Raw genomic sequence first — 19,634 nt, 5'->3', positions numbered from 1 at the left:
ACGGGACGTAGGGCACGAGCAAAACGATGACGATCACCGGGATTTTTTTACTTTTTTTTCTGGAACAACTCCCCCTGTTTTGTGTTTCGCCTGTCCCTGATTTTCTGTTGAAGTACCTGCCAGCCCACTATTTCCAAAGTCTGCCAAGTTTTTCGACTGTCCTGAGACTGACACAAAATTCAATTTTTCTACGGAAATAATTTTTCCCTTCTTTTCCCTTCTGTGTGATTGATGGGCTTGTCGGGAAGTGATAAACTTCAGCTTGAAGTATCAACTTCAAGCTATCAATCCCCTTAGTTGAGATGTCTCCATGAATAAAACCAACGACTTCCAGCAAAGAATCAATGAGGAATCATCCCTGAATGATTATGTGGATCTTAGGGGAATCAAGTTTCAGCCTGTAAACCAGTCTCAACTGCTTATCATATCAAGTCAGTTGCAGAATATTAGTAAGATACTGGAACATCTGGACCAGCATTGTGGTGAATATTGTCTGAAACATGGGATTGATCCGGACAAGGTGCACCTTTGCCTCAATGAAGCACTTACAAATGCTGTTGTTCACGGAAATTTTGAAATTGCTTCAGCCTTGAAAGAGACTGACTGGAGTGTGTTTTATTCAAAACTAAGGTCCTGTGAAAACGACCCGATTTATTCACGAAAAAAAGTTCATATTTTATATTTAATGACAGACGATCAACTGCGTTTTGACATTGAAGATGAAGGCAATGGTTTCGATTTCAAAATACTTCAGCAACTCGAACAGCTTGATTTTAATGGCTCAACTGTCGGCAGAGGACTTCTGATCATTCGCAAGTTATCAAGCGGGGCGTTCTGGAATAAAACAGGAAACAGAATCACCATCATTTTCCGGAGTCAGAAGGAATCCTGTAAAAACCAAAAACAGAATTGCTGGGAATTTTTTAAATGCGGACGGGAACTGGATGGCTACAGGGTCCACCATGGGGAATGCCCGGCTTCCGCGCTGTATCACGCGGATGGTTGCAATCATGGAACCAATGGCGGCCGAGTCTGTTGGGCCATCAATGGAACCTTCTGTGGCAAGAAAAACCACGGTCACGCTAAACATGAAAATGGTTGTGAACAATGTGATTTTTATAAACTGGTAAACCAGGAAGAGTCTGAACACTTTGATCCCGGTGTGCAAATTTCTGATTTCACCAACAGGAGTTGAATATGGAAAGAAAAAATTGCTGGGAAGAAATGAAGTGCGGCAGAGAACCAGGCGGAGAGCATGTTGAGGAATTCGGACCATGCCCCGCGTCTTTGCCTGACTCTGAATTTGATGGCGTCAACAACGGCGAAAATTCGGGCAGATTTTGCTGGGTCATCGCCGGAACCTTATGTTTCAATAAAAAACAGGGAACTTACGCTTCAAAGTTGAGATCCTGTCTTAGTTGTCGATTTCTCAATCAGGTACATGAAGAGGAAGGTAGAAATTTTTTTCTGACGCCGCCACAGGCCAAAAATTATCAAAGATATTAAACAATCATTCAGGATGTCTATGGATGAATATGTCACCAAACTTTTTCTGGAAATCAGTGAGGAATTTGCCGTTAAAATCAGGAAAACCGGGAAGACAACCTATACCGTGACCTTGCTTGATTTACAGAAAGCCCTGCTGGAGGGTGTGCCGGTAGAAGAGGTGCAACAGATCTTTACAGACTTGAAAGCCTCTTATTCCGGGAGACAGAAACCAGATTGAACAGGGCCATAGTCGCGATTTCGCCTCTCCTGATGCAAAGACTCGACAAACATGGAGAGATCGTATATCCGATCAGCAATCATTGGTTAAGGAACTTGGCATGAACCCGGAGTTGGTGTCAGCCGCAAAAAGAGCATTGGAGTCGCCATGAAAACCGTTCCTTCAAAATATCCGCAAAGCCTCACCCGTCTGACCGCGATTATTGCGCTCATGGTGGTGGCCTTGATGGTGTTGTCGTTGTGGTATTTGCTACAATCTGTCCTCAAAGAACGGGAAGTCATCCTTGAACAAACCCATACTGTAGCCATCTCCCAGGCCCAGATTGTGGGAAATTCGATCAATACAATCCTCCTGCTTTCGCGGTTTATCCTGCTGGAAACCGGTTCCCGGATATCCTCGCTTCTGAGCGCTCAGCAGGACATCCGGGAAGATTTTCAAAGGATCATGCAACAGCACATGATTCATGTGCCACAAATTGCCGGTAGTGCCGTGCTTGATATGAACGGTAATCTTCTGGCGGAAATCTGGTTGTACCCCGGCATGAAAATGAACATACCGCTTGATTTTCAGACGCTCCTGTCACGGCATCAGCATGACACTCAGAAAATGATGATTCTTCCTCCTCACGACAATCACCCGGTCACTCACCTGAGTATGCTTCTGTATAACGAGGAGGGCACTCACCCGCTGGGTGTGCTGTTGCTGTTGCTTGATCCTTCTTCATACTTTGAACAGATGTCACGAACATCCGTCCTGTTCATGCATGCGGCAGGTCTGATGGATTCTGAGGGGATCCTGCACTCTCTCTGGATCAACGACAGTTACAAAAGTCAGGAAAAATTCGGAAACTCCATTTCAGAGGTTGAGGCCTTTTCCAGACTTGTTCTGACAGAGGCCCTCGTTTCGAGCACCGGAATGCTGGAAGCGACCGACTGGGATTATGCGGTGTATCAACTGAAAAATTTTCCTTTCAGAACCGTTCTGGCCTTAAACCGCCTGGAATTTGAACAGCAATGGCGTAGCGCACATTTAATACCGACCCTGCTCAGGGGCCTTGTGCTGTGGTGCGTCCTTTGGATAATGATCTCGGCCCTCTGGTATCAAACACGGATACGCAACCGGGAAGAACAGAAATTGAGAAAAAGCCGTGAAGAACTGAGCAAAGCGGAACTGCGCTATCGTTCGCTGGTCAACACCCTTGCCGAAGGCGTTGTCCTGTATGGCAGGAACGGGCAGATCCTTGAGATCAATCCCTCCGCGGAACAGATTCTGGGTGTGTCACGAAACCAGGTCATCGGTCGATCAACATCCTCACCTCAATGGAAAGTCATTCATCCGGATGGACGAGAATTTACGGATGAGGAGTATCCGGTAAGGATGACCTTGCGTACAGGAGTATCACAAAAACGAGTCATCACTGGTGTTCAGCATGAGCAGGGTTCCATGATCTGGTTATCTGTCAATTCTTCACCCATATTCCTGGAATCCACTCAAAGTCCTGATGGCGTGGTGACATCGTTCACCGACATCACTGAACTCAAACTGGCAGAGGACGCTCTGGCAAAAAACCGGGATCAGTTTGAACTGGCTGTCCGGGGGGCACAACATGGCATCTGGGACTGGGATCTGTTGACCAATGAAATGTATTTTTCTCCGCAATGGAAACAGATCCTCGGTTATGACGATGACGAACTGGCCAATGTTCCAGAGACCTTCATCAATCTGCTGCATCCGGAAGATCAACCGATGATGTCTGAAAAAATACAGCATTATCTGAAATATGGTGTCGGGCGTTTTGACTCTGAATTCCGCATGCGTCACAAGAATGGTTCTTATGTCTGGATCTCAGGTCGCGGAGAGTTGTTCAAAGACAGCGACGGCAAACCGGTTCGGGTGTCCGGTTCTCACACCGACATCACTGAACGGAAGATCCTGGAAGAAAAACTGGTACAGGCCCAGAAACGGGCGGAACAGGCCAATTTGGCAAAAAGTCGTTTTCTGGCCAATATCAGTCATGAAATCCGTACTCCGCTCAACGCCATTCTGGGCTTCGCATCGCTGTTATCGAATATCAATCTGAAGCCTGAGGAACAGGAATATCTCAAGGGCATTCATATTGGCGGACAAAACCTGTTGTTGCTCATCAATGATGTGCTGGATCTGTCAAAAATTGAGGCCGGGCGACTGGAACTGCGACTGGAACCGGTCAACCTCCTCACCATGGCACAGGAAATGCGGACGATGTTTCTGCCGCGAGTCCAGGAAAGTGGCGTGCAATTTGAAATCAATGTGTCGCCCACACTCCCGACTGGAATCATGCTGGATGAAGTGCGTTTCCGGCAGATTCTGATCAATTTATTGAGCAACGCGTTCAAGTTCACCTCACAGGGACAGGTGAAGTTTTCAATCGTTGAAACCGCCCATAGCCACGATCCCACCCGGATCAATCTCGTAGTGGAAGTCGAAGACACAGGCATCGGTATCGCCGAAGATCAACAGCAATTGATTTTTGACGTGTTCACCCAGGTCGAAGGTCAAAGCACCCGTCGTTATGGCGGAACCGGACTCGGCTTGAGCATCACTCGACAACTGGTGACCATGATGGGTGGCAAAATTCACCTCCGCAGTGTCCCGGGACAGGGATCCCTGTTCAGAATCAATCTCTATGGACTTGAACTTGCCAAGTTGGAGACTCCCACAGAAACGCAACCAGCCAGGGACATGGATTTGCCGAAGGCCACGGTTTTGATTGTCGATGACAATAAACCCAATCGAATGGTGATCCGCGGATTTCTGCATAAATATCCCATCACCTGTCTGGAGGCCGTGGATGGCTACGAAGGGGTGAATCAGGCAACAGCGGAATTGCCGGATCTGATTCTCATGGATGTTCACATGCCCGGCATGGATGGCATTGAGGCGACCCGTTTGATCAAGGAAAATCCAAAGACTTCCCATATCCCGATTGTCATTCTGACCGCCTCCGCTCTGAAGGAAGAATCGGAACAATTGAAACAATGGTGCGCGGATTATCTGTTCAAGCCCATCTCACCCAAATTACTGATCAAAACGATCCACACCATTCTTACCCATACCGGCAACAGTGCTGATGATGCCAACACCCTAGATCTCACCCGACTTCCCAAGGTCTTGCAACAGGAGATCCGGGAAGAATTTCAGGCCGTCTGGCCTTCCCTGGTAAACCATCCGCAACGGGAGGATCTTGAGTCGTTTGTCCAGATTCTGCAAATAATAGCAGACAGCCATCAGTCAGAACTATTGCGCAAATACGCTGAACAACTTTCAACCGCGTCCCGGACAGGAGATACAGGAAAGTTCAACGCGCAATTACAGGTGTTCAGTGCGCTCATGGGCGGATAATCAGGGTTGTTCACTTCTTTGGTAGGACGGGACTATGTGCCCGTCAAAAATACGATGTTTGGCGTTTGCGGGGCATGTAATCCCCGCCTACCATCAATGTCATCAACTTAAGCATCCAGAATGGTACTGTGAACCAATTCCCCCTTGGTTTAAGGGGGTTAGGGGGATGTAATTCTGAGGGTTAAATCCCCCAACCCCCTTTGAAAAGGGGGATTTTCACAGTAAGCTGAACGCTTACGAATTTTTTATCACATGCCTGAAGGATAACATGCGAAAAGATCCATGCCAGATCCTGGTGGTTGACGATGATCCCATGATACATTTGAGGATTCGTTCCGCCATGAAAGTTGAGGCCGATTGCACGGTGGAGCTTCTCAATGCCAGCAACGGAGTTGAAGCGTTGAAGGTGCTTGAAGCACAAAATGTGTCCTTGCTTGTGACGGATCTGGAAATGCCTGAAATGGATGGCTTTGAACTGATTGAACAGATCCGGAAAATAAAACAGTATAAAGAGATACCCATTTTGTTTCTGACGGCGCATCAGGAGCCTGTACAAAAAATCAGGGCTTTCGAACTGGGGGCAACGGATTATATCGTCAAACCGTTCATCCTTCAGGAATTCCGTGCCAGAGTGCTGGGCAATTTACAACGGTTCCAGCAACAGCGGCTCCTGCAACAGGAGCTGGAACAAGCCAGAGAAATGCAACACGCTCTTTTACAAAAAGAACTGCCCGAAGTGCCTGGAATGAACGTGACCGTCCGCTACCTGACCATGTCCCGGATCGGTGGTGATTTTTATGATGTGTTTGAAGTGGATGAAACACACTTCGGTTTCCTGATTGCGGATGTCAGCGGCCATGGCATTTCCGCGGCCTTGATTTCCTTTATGGTGTCGGGCATTTTCAAATATTTCTCGCCGGGCTTGCGTTCACCGAAAATGGCTCTGGACTGGGTGAATGGCGTCATTTTCAATAAATTGCCAGAGGGTTCCTTTGCCAGCATGTTTTATGGGATTTATGATCCTGACACTCAAAGTTTCACCTACACGTCAGCGGCACACCCCGCGGCCTTGTTGATCCGCCCCTCAACCAACGAAATTTTACACCTCAAAACCAGAGGTTTGGGGATTGGCCTGTTTTCGCATGAAATCGCTCATTATGAAGAATGTAAAATCGACTTGCGGCCTAAAGATAAAATTTTGCTGTATACCGATGGAATCACTGAAGTTTTCAATGAAAAAGAGCAAATGTTCGGTGTGCTCAATCTGAAACATTTTTTATTGCGTCATGCCGATCAGCGAATGGAGATCCTGCTGGATCAACTGGTCAACCATTTGCGGGATTTTTCGGGAAAAGACACCTTTGAAGATGATGTAACCCTGGTTGGTCTCGAAGTAGTGTGACCGCAGTCATTGGGTGGTTCATGAACCTCGCCTCACCAATTGTTTCTTCATGGAAAAATTATGAATAAAAAGCACCTCCTGTCGGGAATTACCGCGATATTTGTGTTGTTTCTGCTCGTTCTGGAACTGAATTGGATAACCGGCAGTACAGACCTGAAAGAAAAGAAACTTACTGGAACACCGGAGCCATTTCACCTTCAGTTCGGGCATGATATGGCTCCAGACAGTGCCCAGCATATTGCCGCCCTGCGGTTTGCGGATATTGTGAATTATAAAAGCCGGGGGAACATAGTCGTTGAGGTTTTCCCCAATCAGTCTCTGGGGACTGATGAACAGATGATAGAGCGTTTGCTGGCTGGAACTCTGGCGATTTCTCTGCCTCCTACGGCCAAGATGAGCTTCCTGGAACCTGCCGTGCAATACCCCGATTTGCCCTTTTTTTTCAAAAATCGGGAACAGCTTTATGAAATGCTGGATGGTGAACCGGGGCAGTTGTTATCAAAGCTGTTGAATGCTCATGGTTTGACCTGTCCCACTTTCTGGGAAAGCGGTTTCAAGCAATTCACAGCCAATAAGGAGATTCATCGTCCGGAAGATTTCAGGGGACTGAATTTCCGCGTCATGAAAAGCCCGTTGCTCATGGAGCAATACAGGCTGTTGGGTGCGGTTCCAATCCCGATTGACTTCAGTCAAACCTACAGTGCCTTGAGTGATGGCAATGTTTCCGGACAGGAAAATCCAATTGGCTCCATCGCCGGAATGAAATTTTATGAAATCCAGAAATATCTCATTTTGAGCAATCATGCCTATTTGGCGCAGGCCCTGTGTTTCAGCAATAAAATATTGACCACCCTGCCCGGGGATTTGCAGAAGATCCTTGTGGAAACAGCCGTGGAACTGACCGGCTTTCAACGGCAGGAAATTTTAAAGAGGGAAACAGAACAGCTTAAAACGATACGGGCTCATGGCACACAGGTTTATGAACTCACCACAGAGGAAAAAGCCCGTTTTCAGCAGGCCCTGATGCCGGTGATTGATTCGTATCGTAAAGTCGGCGGCGAATTTCTGGAACTGACCAGACTGCTGGTGGAAAAGAAAGAACGTCTGCTCAACAATGAAATTCTCATTGGCCTGGATGCCGACATGATTGCGGGTTCCGCACAATCCGGCATCGCGATCCAGCGAGGCGCGGAACTGGCGATTGAGGACATCAACCATCACGGAGGTGTTCTGGGTAAACGGCTGAAACTGGTTGTGCGGAACAATTCGGGTGTGGCCGCGATTGGTTTGGAAAATATCAGATATTTTGCGACTTTGCCCAACCTGGTTGCGGTCTTGGGTGGATTGCACAGTCAAATCGTACTTTTGGGAATGGAAACCATTCATCAGAACCAACTGATTTATCTGGGCCCGTGGGGCGCCGCAACCGGCTTGACGGAACAAAAGGATTCTCCGGGCTATGTGTTTCGTGTTTCCGCCAATGACAAATACGTGGGGCCTTTTCTTGTCGCGGAAGCCTTAAAAAATTATAAACGCCCGGCGTTGCTGCTGAACAACAATCTCTGGGGCCGGAGCAATCAAAAGGCCCTTCAGGAGGCCTTGAACGCAAGACAGATCGAACCGGCAGCGATTGAGTGGTTCAACAATGGAGAACCTGACATGTCCATTCAACTCAAACGCATCGAAGCGGCTCAGGCCGATGTGATTCTGCTGATTGCCAACGCGCCTGAAGGCGTGACCATTGTGCACAACATGGCCCGTCAAAAAAACATTCTGCCAATCATTTCTCATTGGGGAATTACCGGAGGAAATTTTTGGGAAGAAGCCCATCAGGATCTTGAGAAAGTGCCCTTCCAGTTTATTCAGACCTTTTCCTTTCTGACACACCTCAACCCACGGGCTGAGGACCTCAAAACCCGATATCTGAAAAAATATGAAATTGCTGACGCTGAAAAAATCGAGGCACCTGTCGGCATCGCTCATGCCTGGGATCTGATTCATTTGCTGGCCCTGGCGATCAAGCAGGCCGGTACACTCGAACGTTCCAAAATAAGGGATGCGCTGGAAAACCTGCCTCCGTATGATGGCGTCGTTCAACGCTATGCACCGGCCTTCACTGCCACGCAGCATGACGGATTGAATCCTGAACATTATTTTCTGGCAGAGTTTGATAAATCGGGAGCGATTGTTCCCGTTGGCCATAGATAAATCTGGTGGTAGAGACGGGGTTTACAGACAATGTCATCAACTTAAGCATTCTGAACGGTGCTGTGTTTCAATTCCCCCTTGGTTCAAGGGGGTTAGGGGGATGTAATTCTGAGCGTTAAATCCCCCATGCCCCCTTTGAAAAGGGGGATTCCCCGGCGAAGAACGCCTTAAGTTGACGACATTGGGTTTACAGATGGTAGAGACGGGTTTCAGGCAGAAGATATTTTTTGAAATTTTACAGGGTATTTTTTACACGATTCTGAACCATTGAGAAACAACATGTCCTTCAGCTATTTTCAGACTACCAGCATCAGACAACGCATCACCCGGACCTTTACCTTGACCGTGACGGGCATGATGAGTTCCCTCATCCTGATTGTGGCGATTATCGCCTTTCTTTCGATCCAGCAGGAATTGCAACATCTGCTGGAATCACGTTCCCGGCATTCCCTGATTTCCATGGAGCAGAGACTGGTTTATCTCCAGGAAAATCTCGGTAACTTCAGTGAAAACCACTTTATCGTCAACAGTTTGGCGGTTTCTGACAACAACAGCGAATATCTGGCCAAACTCATTCAGAATTTCAACAAGGCCCAGGGGGTGGATTCAGTCACACTTGTGGATTTTGAAGGCAATCTGTTTGCAAGCAGTCTCAGTCAACCACCCGATTACAAAACAGAACTCTACCTTCGTCCAACGCTACAGACAGGCCAGACACTCACCAGACTTTCTCAGGATTCACAACGGTTGATTATGGTGAAATCCATTGATTATTATCACACGCCCATCGGCGCGCTGATTGCCGAATTTCATATGGATGATCTGATCAGCAGGAGTGTGCCAACGACGACCACAGGTTTTTATCGTGTATTGACTCCCCTGCAAACGATTTATACCTATCAGTACAATCCTGAAATCGCTTATAAAACCCTGATAATGAGCGCAGATGAAACGATGCCCAACCTGCATCAATTGAACATCCGGTTTGAAATGGGTGCCTTGAAAAAAGAATACCTGCGCATCCTCTGGAAATTGCTTTCAGTGTTGCTGCTGGCGAGTGTGGTGCTGGTGCTGTTTGCTGTTGGCCTGTCTCGCTATCTCGGACAGAGCCTCGCCCAACCCATTCTGCGACTCTGGACTAAAACAAGGCTGGCCAACAAGGATGAACTCTCGCATTTTGCGCCTGTAGGCACCGGCGATGAACTGGAAGATCTGGCAAAAGCGATGGATCAGCGGGAACTGGAAATTCAAGAACATCAGCATCATCTGGAAGCACTGGTCGCCTCAAGGACTGAAGAATTGCAGACGGCCAAAGAACTCGCGGAACGCGCCAACCTCGCAAAATCAGAATTTCTGGCCAACATGAGCCATGAGATCCGCACACCGATGAACGGGGTTATCGGGATGATCAGCCTGCTGATGGAAACAGAATTGACCAGTGAACAACAGGAATTCGCCCAGACCATTCATTTGAGCGGAGAGCACCTGCTGACCCTGATCAACAATATTCTGGATTTTTCAAAAATTGATTCCGGCAACATCACCTTGGAGAAAATTCCCTTCCAGGTCAATGAACTGCTGGAAAATACACTGGAATTACTGATTTCCAAAGCGGAGACCAAACAAATTGATTTGCGGTTAAATATTTCACCAATGGTTCCGCGGTTCCTGACAGGCGATGTCACACGTCTGCGACAGATCCTGCTCAATCTCATCGACAATGCCCTGAAATTCACCGAGAAAGGGGTGGTGGTGGTTTCTGTGGAATTAGAACAGCTTTCCTCTCAGGGAGGGGGTGAGGGGTCCCGTGCGGAACTACTGTTCAGTGTTCAGGATACCGGAATTGGTATTGCGCCTGAAAAAATTGAGCATATTTTCCAGGCGTTCACCCAGGAAGATTTTTCGACAACCCGCAAATATGGCGGCACCGGCCTGGGGCTGACCATTTGCAAAGGACTGGTAGAATTGATGAAGGGTAAAATGCGGGTGGAGAGTACTCCCGGAAAAGGTTCCATCTTTTCTTTCATGGTGCCTTTGCGTGCCTTGCCTTCAGGATCATTGCCGCTGACAAGGGACTATTATTCCAGGCATATGGAACAAAAAACTGTAGATCCCCAATTGGCGGAAAAAATGCCAATCAGGATTCTGGTGGCTGAAGACAATCCGATCAACAGAACATTGTTCCTGCGCATGCTTGGAAAATTCGGCTATTCCGCGGACATTGCCACCACGGGACCGGAGGTGTTGAAGTGTGTCAGTCAACAGCACTATGAAGTGATCTTCATGGATGTCCAGATGCCTGAAATGGATGGTCTGGAAGCCACTCGACAGATTGTGGCCCAAACATCCAGCGCAGAGCGTCCATGGATCATCGCGATGACAGCCAATGCTCTGCCGGGAGACAGGGAAATTTGTTTGCAGGCCGGGATGAATGACTACCTGAGTAAACCCATACGACTGCGTGATCTGGCCAGGATGCTCCATCTGCATTTCATGAAAAATCAGGAAGGTGAAACACATTTCGACGTGGTATCAGGTGATATTTCCGGTGTTTCCACCCTGAACAACAGTGTTTCTGCTTTGCCAGAACAACCAACTCTTTCCGGAACCCCATCCATGGGTTTGCTGGATCCGGTCTACATCAAGGAACTTCTCTTAGAAATGGATCGTGAATTATTTCAGGAGATGCTCAAAATCTTTGAACAGCAGGTCACCGGAGCCATCAAGGATTTTCAGGATTTCATCCAGAAGACTGATCGGACCCCCATTAAACGTATCGCCCATAAGCTCAAAGGCACAGTTTCAAGCCTGGGTGCCATCCGTTTGACAGAGTTATTTCAACAATTGCAAAATATGCCATCAGGAGTGATTCCTGATCCCCTGCCCGAACTTCTGACAGCGTTGGAACAGTGCTACACTGAAACGCTGTCTGAATTAAAAAAATTGCAGATTGAATTGAATTAACGAATGGCAAAAGAATAAGAGGAAGGTTCCTCGCCAGAGGTACACGTCTGTTAAGTTAAGTCCTGTGAAGGCACTGGCACCAATTCCCCCTTGGTTTAAGGGGGTTAGGGGGATGTTATTCTGAGCGTTAAATCCCCCATGCCCCCTTTGAAAAGGGGGATTTTCTCGCAGGTAATTTCTTAACTTAACAGACGTGCACCAGAGGTAGGGAACCAGAAAAAATAGTTAAAGATTTAGGGTCGGGCACTTATGCCCGGCAGAACAGGTTTTTTTTAAAATTATGGAACAGGTTTTATGGACACCATACCCGTGAATCAAACCGATGAATTGCTGGTCAATAAAAAACAGCGGCTATTGAACATCCTGCATAATCCACTGTTGGCCTGGCTCATTCTGGGTTCCTCCATCCTCGCCACAATCTGGGCTTATTATTTCACCTCCACCTCGGTCCAACAGCGGATTGCTGAACGGTTCAATCTACGCTCCCATGAGATTGCCACTGCCATTGAGGATCGCCTGGAAATTTATGAACAGGTTCTGTGGGGAGGCGCCGGTTTGTTCGCGTCTTCAGAGCACGTCTCCCGCAAAGAATGGGCGGAATATGTGAAAATCTTAAACATCAACCGGCATTGGCCGGGAATACAGGGGATCGGTTTCAGCATTCCAGTCAGACCCGAAGACAGGGAACAACACATAGCGTCCATCCGTGCGGAGGGCTTTCCCGAATACACCATCAAACCTGAAGGAGTCCGGGATTTCTACAGTGCGATCATCTATCTGGAACCCTTCGACTGGCGCAATCAACGGGCCTTCGGCTATGACATGTGGTCCAATGAAACACGAAGAAGGGCGATGTCCCGTGCCCGGGACGAAGGCGTTGCGGCAACCTCAGGGATCATCACACTGGTCCAGGAAACCAGTGAGGCCGTTCAAAAAGGTTTTCTGATGTATATTCCGACCTATCGTACCCGGAGTGTTCCCTCAACCCTTGAAGCACGTCGAGCCCACTTCAGTGGGTGGGTGTATTCGCCGTTCAGGGCCGGTGATCTCATGCATGGAATTTTAGGAACGGGGGATACTGAAATTGATTTTGAAATTTTTGACGGGGAGGACATGAATCCCGAAACACTTTTGTTTGACACCAATACCCGGTTGGATTCGCTGGAACAGCACAAGGCGTCCTATTTGCGCAAACTGATAACCCTCAACATTCAGGGACGAACCTGGAAACTGTATTTCAATTCGCATCCGGGGATTGTCAGTGAGGGCGAAACCAGACAACCGCTGTTTGTGGCGCTGGCCGGCAGTTTGATTGACCTGTTGCTGTTTTATGTCATTTACTCCCTGAATTTCATCAACCGGCGGGCACAGAAAATCGCCCACGCCATGACCGAACAACTGAAGGAAGAAGGACTCCAACTCAAGGAAAGTGAGGCCCGGTTCCGGTTTGTCGCGGACACGGCCAATGTCGGGATTTCACTCGTCATTGATCGGGTGATACGCTGGGTGAACCCCAAATGCCTGGAGATATTCCAGTATCCCAGAGAAGAAATGGAAAACCATTCCACCCGAAAAATGTATCCCTCGTCGGCAGCGTTTGAACAATTTGACTCCGATTCCCGTCCGGTGCTCGAACGCGGGGAAGTTTTTGATACGGAGCAACAGATGCTTCGGGGTGATGGAACGCTGATCTGGGTGCGCATGAATGGCAAGGCGATTGATCCGGCCAACCTGGAGCAGGGCGTGATCTGGGTGTTGGAAGACATCACCGGGCATATCCGCTATCAGGAAGATCTGAAACAGGCCCGGGATGCGGCAGAACAGGCGTCACGGGCCAAAGCTGAATTTCTGGCCAGCATGAGTCATGAAATCCGGACCCCGATGAATGGTGTGATCGGCATGACCAGTCTGCTCATGGAAACTCCACTGACCCTGGAACAACGTGAATATGCCCGAACGATCCATTTGAGCGGCGAGCATCTGCTTTCGCTGATCAATAACATTCTCGATTTTTCAAAAATTGATGCAGGCAACATGACCCTCGAGGATGCGCCGTTTCTGATTCATGATCTGCTTGACAGCAGTTTGATGCTGCTTGAAGCCAAAGCTGTGGATAAACACATTGATCTCCATGCTGAAATTTCACCGGGGGTTCCCGCCATCGTTTCAGGAGATGTGACACGCCTTCGGCAAATTCTGGTCAATCTTCTGGGCAATGCTGTGAAATTCACAAGCAGCGGCGCGGTTGTGGTTACTGTTGAACTTAAACAGTTGACGGGTCTCAGGTTGTCAGAAGAACCCCGTGTGGAACTGCTGTTCAGGGTGAGAGACACCGGCATCGGGATTGCGCCTGATAAAATCAACCTGCTGTTTCAACAATTTTCCCAGGTGGATGTGTCAACCACCCGTAAATTTGGCGGCACAGGACTTGGACTCATGATCGCCAAAAGGCTGGTGGAAATGATGGGCGGAAACATCATCATGGAAAGTGTTCAGGGGCAGGGGTCTGTGGTGACGTTCACTGTGTTTCTGACAGCAGTTCACGAAACTCCGATCATCATTTCCCACCCCAAAACGGATGAAAAAACGGCAGATTCTCAAATGGCGGAAAAACTCCCCCTGAAAATCCTGCTGGCGGAAGACAACCCCATCAACCAGAAACTCACACTGATGATTTTGAAAAAACTGGGCTATGAGGCGGATTTGGCCACGAATGGACTGGAAGTGCTGAGTGTCACACAACAGCAAAACTATGATCTGATTTTCATGGATGTGCAAATGCCTGAAATGGATGGACTCGAAGCAACACGACAACTTGTCAAAACGCTCCCCTCAGCAACCAGGCCCCGGATCATTGCAATGACAGCCAATGCCCTACCCGGAGATAAGGAAAAATGCCTGGAGGCCGGAATGAATGCCTATCTCAGCAAACCCATCACGATTAAAACGGTGGTGAATGTTTTGAAGGACTACGCTCACCACAAAAATATTGAAATCGTAAATTATGAGGGACTCCCTATGAAAACGCCGAAGCCCTCATCCATGGCGGTCGAACCATCCCCTGAAGAGCTCGAGTTGCTAGATTCAGAACTCTTGGAGGAATTTAAGATTACCACAAACGCGTCAGGGTTTCAGGTCATGCAGACGATGTTGCGGCAGCAAATGGAAGAGGTCATCGCCTCCTACCCGGAGTTTCTGAAGAGTGAAGATCGTTCCCAACTCAGGACGATTGCGCACAAAATCAAAGGTGCGGCTTTATGTCTGGGCGCGAAACAATTGTCAGATTTGCTCAACCAGCTCCAACATCTGCCTGATTCTGTAACTCCTGATCCCTTGCCTGAGCTTTGGCAACAAATGGAATTATGCTACACCCACACCATGCAGGCCCTGGATGATTTTCTGAAGGAGTTTGTCTAAGGGGTTGGGTTTATCCCTTTGTTGCGTTCAATATCTGATTGATTCTTGCCCTCATGTGTGACACTCACACATACAGGATAAGGAATGGCAAAAAATAAGTAGTAAAAGTTTGCTCGTGACCTACGTCCCGTGCACGTCGGTTAAGTTATGCCCTGTGAAGGCACTGGCACCAATTCCCCCTTGGCTTAAGGGGGATAGGGGGATGTTATTCTGAGCTTTAAATCCCCCATGCCCCCTTTGAAAAGGGGGATTTACTCACAGGTAATTTCTTAACTTAACAGCCTTGTACGTCCCGTGGGGCACGTTATCCCTGTTATTTTTTGAACGTTTTAAACATAGAGATCAACCAACCCGCGGGTTTTATGTGGATTTCCATTAAACAAAAAATACTATTATTTGGAATTGCGGCTTTTCTGCTGGGTTCTGCCGCAGGTTTCACAATGCTGTTGAAACTCAATGTGGCGATTTCAGACCGAATGATTTTCACAGGAATCACGATCTGGGGGATATTTGCTGTTCTGATCGCAACTGGAGGACACTACTGGGGAACTCAACTGACCTCCGTGTTACAGGCTCTCGAGGATTCAGCGGTTTTGCTTGGAGAAAACAAATTTCCACACAAACCACTAATTCTTGAAAGGAATGATGAATTCGGACGTCTTTGGTGGCATCTTCAACAGACGAATCAATTGCTTCAACAAAAATCAACTGAACTTGAAACATTGAAAATTGCCGGGGATGTTCTGGGCAGTATTCAACTCGAAAAAGAAGTATTAAAAAACACCCTGAAAATTCTGTACACACGAACCCGAATGAATTGGAGTTCCGCATACATGATGGATTCCGGAAATACCCTGGAATGCCGGATTCATTTTGTGATGCAGGATGAATCATCAGCAGTATTCCATGATACGCTGACAGGTCCCGCTCAACCCAGAACGTTTAAACAGGGGCAGGGCATTGCCGGCTTTGCGGCACAAACCCAAACAATGATCCTGGTGCCCAATACCTTTGATGATCCCCGATACATCATGAGTCCTGACGATGTTCCCAGAACTTTGTTGTGTATTCCCCTTGCGGATAAACAGCAGACGTTAGGGGTCATCAACCTGTCCTGTCCGGTTGGAACGATCGTGTTGAAGGAGGACGATCTGGACTTTATCAGGAACATCGCACGAATGACCTTGTCGATTGTTAAAAATATCAGAATGTTCCAGCAGATTCAGGGGGCGTTGAGAACCACTCGGCTCTACAATGAAGAACTGAAACAGGAAATGGAACTGCAAAAATTTGTGGAGCAAACCTATCAAACCACAATCGAAGATGTGCATCGTTTACAAAAACAAATGCTGGAGGAACTCGAACAGGCCCGTGAAACCCAACTGTTTTTAATGCCACAAACCTTACCCGTTCATCCTGCCATTCAATTCTCCTCGACCTATTTGCCCATGTCGCAGGTTGGCGGCGATTTTTACAATGTGTTGGATCTGGATAATGGCTGTTTTGGAATTGTCGTCGGGGATGTGACAGGGCATGGAATATCTGCGGCGCTCATATCCTTCATGGTTTCAGTCGTGTTTCAGGAAAGTGCCATGACAGGAGCTTCGCCCTCCCAGGTGATGCGTTTGACCAATGAGCGCCTTTACCAGAAACTGGAAAATGGTAAATTCGCCACCATTTTTTATGCGGTTTATGATACTCACAGCCATGTTTTATCATACTGTGGCGCGGGGCATCCTCCAGCCGTGATTCTGCATCAAAATACCGATGCGATTCATCCGGTTACGACAATCGGAACAATGGTTGGTGTGTTTTCAAGCAACGATGTGATTTATCATGAAAGACAGCTCACTCTGGAACCTGGGGACAAAGTGCTCTTTTATACCGATGGAATTCTGGAGATTGCCAACAACGAAGGAAAACTCTGGGGAAAAAACGCTTTCTATGATTTTTTAAGTCAACGACACACCTTTGCCCTGAATAGAATCTTGCCTGAAATGATCGAGTTTGCTCATCAGTATACCGGCTTTGACCCGACACGGGTCATTGGCTTTGATGGTGCCGGTTTTTCTGATTTTAACGATGACCTCACGTTTGTTGGTTTTGAAGTGCTCTCCTGATCAGGACAACCTGTTGCGATAATCCTCATAGCCAAATTTTCTGACCACTTCCAGTTTTCCCTCTTTTGTCCAGATCGCGATGGAAGGCAGTTCCACGCCATTGAATGTGGTATTTTTAACCATGGTGTAATGCAACATATCCTCAAACACCAGTTTGTCACCGGGTTTCAAGGGCTGAGGAAAGGAATAGTCACCGATGATATCACCGGAAAGGCAGGTTGTGCCCCCCAGACGATACAGATAGGGATATTGATCGGGAACTCCGGCACCTACAATCGTGGGACGATAAGGCATTTCCAGCACGTCCGGCATGTGAGTTGTGGCTGACGCATCCAGCAGAGCGATATCCATGCCATTATGCATCGTGTCCATGACCGATGCGACCAGAATCCCGGCATTGAGCGCAATCGCCTCCCCTGGTTCAAGAAACACGGTCAGACCATATTTTTTTCGAATATTCCGGATGATACGGCAGAGTCGTTCAAGGTCATAATCTGAGCGTGTGATATGATGACCACCACCGAGATTGATCCATTCCAGTCTCGAAAACAGATGACCGAATTTTTTTTCAACCACAGTCCAGGTTCGCTCGAGAGAATCAGAATTTTTTTCACAAAGATTATGAAAATGAATGCCGGTCAATCCCCCCATTGACTGTTCATCAAACTGGGATTGTGTCACACCCATCCTGGAAAATTTTTGACACGGATCATAAATTTCGGTGGTCACTTCGGAATGTTCAGGATTGATTCTGATCCCGCATTCAATTTTTTTCCCGGAACGTTGAACCAGCGGTCGAAAGCGTTTCCACTGCTCAAACGAATTAAACACCAGATGGTCCGCATAGTTCATGATCTCAGAAAACTCTGATTCTTTATAGGCGGGTGTGTACATGTGGACCATGCCCCCGAATTCCTCAAACCCCAGACGGGCTTCATTCAGAGAACTCGTCGCGACTCCCCTGAGGTATTCCCGCACAATGGGAAAGGTACTGAACATGGAAAAACCCTTGAGTGCGAGCAGAATATTGCATTCTGTCTGATCCTGAACCTGTTTCAGAATTTCCAGATTTTTCCGGAGCAGGGCTTCATCACAAACATAACAGGGCGTTGGAATTTGTTGAATATCAATTGTCATAAGCACTCCAGCTCAAAGCCATGTTTCAGTCCAGGGCAATCCGTAGCGATTCAGGTCTTCCATAAAGGGATCCGGATTGAACTGTTCCACATTGAACACACCTTTACCGGTCCATTTCTTTTCCAGCATCATTTTGGCGCCAATCATGGCCGGAACACCGGTGGTGTAGGAGATTGCCTGGGAACCAACTTCCTGATAGCATTCCTGATGATCACAGATGTTGTACACATAATATTTAACGGGTTTGCCATGTTTCTCGCCTTCTATGATACAACCGATACAGGTTTTCCCCTTAGTCAGTGGTCCAAGAGAGGAAGGTTCGGGCAATACCGCTTTTAAAAATTGAATCGGAATGATCTGATGTCCCTCGTAATTCACTGGTTTGATGGCGGTCATGCCAACCGCTTGCAATACACGGAGATGTGTCAGGTATTTTTCCGAGAAAGTCATCCAGAACCGGAGGCGTTTGATTTCTGGAAAATGTTTGACCAGAGATTCCAGTTCCTCATGATACAGAAGATATTTTTCTTTGGGGCCGATGCCAGGAAAATCGAATGTTTCATGCACAGAAAGGGGCGGGGTGGTTTTCCATTCCCGGTTTTCATAATATTTACCTTCCTGAGTGATTTCACGGATATTGATCTCCGGATTGAAGTTGGTGGCAAACGCCTGACCATGGTCGCCGCCATTGGCATCCAGAATATCAATGGTGTGCATGACATCAAAATGGTGTTTTTTGGCGTAAGCACAGTAAACATTGGTCACACCCGGATCAAACCCGCAACCAAGCAAGGCCATCAAGCCTTTCTGTTCAAAGCGTTCATGCAAGGCCCATTGGGGTGCGTAACAGAATTTTGCTTCATCCGGATGTTCATAATTCGCCGTGTCCAGATAATGTACATTGGTTGCCAGACAAGCTTCCATGATGGATAGATCCTGATACGGCAACGCGGTATTGATCACCAGTTCAGGTTTGACCTTGTTGATCAACTGGATCAATTCGGCTGTGTTGTCCGCATCGACCTGATACGTATCAATTTTGGGGTTCCCAATCGCTTGTTTTATGGCCTCGGCTTTGGACAAAGTCCGGTTGGCCAGCGTTATTTTAGAAAAAACAGAGGGGATCTGGTGGCATTTGTGAGCCACAACGCTTCCAACTCCGCCGGTTCCTACGATCAATACTGAACTCATAAATGACTCCTGGATAAATCAGTGAATATTAATAGGGAATAAAAGTGGTCAAATGGCGTGGTGGGGAAAATCATGTTGAACAAGATGG

11 protein-coding genes are annotated in these 19,634 nt (G+C 47.6%); 9 read left to right on the top strand and 2 right to left on the bottom strand.

Features of this window, described 5'->3' with window-relative positions; translation table 11 throughout:
• The first annotated feature begins 310 nt into the window (after positions 1 to 310).
• The 9 genes from HQM11_07415 (at position 311) to HQM11_07375 (ending at position 17,218) form a co-directional block, all read left to right on the top strand.
• Positions 311 to 1,195 (top strand): ATP-binding protein, encoded by an 885-nt coding sequence (locus HQM11_07415; GenBank protein MBF0350845.1) that lies wholly within the window; start codon positions 311 to 313, stop codon positions 1,193 to 1,195.
• 2 nt (positions 1,196 to 1,197) lie between these two features.
• The gene (locus tag HQM11_07410; protein ID MBF0350844.1) at positions 1,198 to 1,506 is read left to right on the top strand and encodes a hypothetical protein; all 309 of its coding nucleotides are present in this window, start codon (positions 1,198 to 1,200) and stop codon (positions 1,504 to 1,506) included.
• Between the two features lie 19 nt (positions 1,507 to 1,525).
• Positions 1,526 to 1,726, top strand: a complete 201-nt coding sequence (locus HQM11_07405; GenBank protein ID MBF0350843.1) for a hypothetical protein — start codon at positions 1,526 to 1,528, stop codon at positions 1,724 to 1,726.
• A gap of 147 nt (positions 1,727 to 1,873) precedes the next feature.
• Complete coding sequence (locus tag HQM11_07400; protein ID MBF0350842.1) at positions 1,874 to 5,107, top strand: PAS domain S-box protein; 3,234 nt, start codon at positions 1,874 to 1,876, stop codon at positions 5,105 to 5,107.
• Between the two features lie 268 nt (positions 5,108 to 5,375).
• On the top strand, positions 5,376 to 6,509 hold the full coding sequence (locus tag HQM11_07395; GenBank protein MBF0350841.1) for a fused response regulator/phosphatase: 1,134 nt from the start codon (positions 5,376 to 5,378) through the stop codon (positions 6,507 to 6,509).
• Between the two features lie 60 nt (positions 6,510 to 6,569).
• Positions 6,570 to 8,717, top strand: a complete 2,148-nt coding sequence (locus tag HQM11_07390; protein ID MBF0350840.1) for a DctP family TRAP transporter solute-binding subunit — start codon at positions 6,570 to 6,572, stop codon at positions 8,715 to 8,717.
• A 279-nt stretch (positions 8,718 to 8,996) separates the two neighbouring features.
• Positions 8,997 to 11,681 carry a response regulator gene (locus HQM11_07385; protein ID MBF0350839.1) on the top strand — a complete coding sequence of 895 codons (2,685 nt, stop codon included), beginning with the start codon at positions 8,997 to 8,999 and terminating at the stop codon, positions 11,679 to 11,681.
• A gap of 294 nt (positions 11,682 to 11,975) precedes the next feature.
• Entirely contained in the window at positions 11,976 to 15,098 is a 3,123-nt protein-coding gene (locus HQM11_07380) for a CHASE domain-containing protein (GenBank protein MBF0350838.1), read from the top strand.
• A gap of 362 nt (positions 15,099 to 15,460) precedes the next feature.
• Positions 15,461 to 17,218, top strand: coding sequence for a SpoIIE family protein phosphatase (locus HQM11_07375; GenBank protein MBF0350837.1), 1,758 nt, complete (start codon positions 15,461 to 15,463; stop codon positions 17,216 to 17,218).
• On the opposite strand, the gene nspC is transcribed toward HQM11_07375, so the two are convergent.
• Positions 17,219 to 18,355 carry a carboxynorspermidine decarboxylase gene (nspC, locus tag HQM11_07370; protein MBF0350836.1) on the bottom strand — a complete coding sequence of 379 codons (1,137 nt, stop codon included), beginning with the start codon at positions 18,353 to 18,355 and terminating at the stop codon, positions 17,219 to 17,221. It lies immediately after the preceding gene.
• 12 nt (positions 18,356 to 18,367) lie between these two features.
• A complete protein-coding gene (locus tag HQM11_07365) occupies positions 18,368 to 19,546 on the bottom strand; it encodes a saccharopine dehydrogenase family protein (protein ID MBF0350835.1) in 1,179 nt (392 codons plus the stop codon).
• Positions 19,547 to 19,634: the final 88 nt, after the last annotated feature.

The organism is SAR324 cluster bacterium (assembly GCA_015232315.1).
Lineage (GTDB): Bacteria > SAR324 > SAR324 > SAR324 > NAC60-12 > JADFZZ01.
The sequence above is the reverse complement of the archived record's forward strand: the minus strand, read 5'-3'. Positions and strand labels throughout refer to the sequence as shown.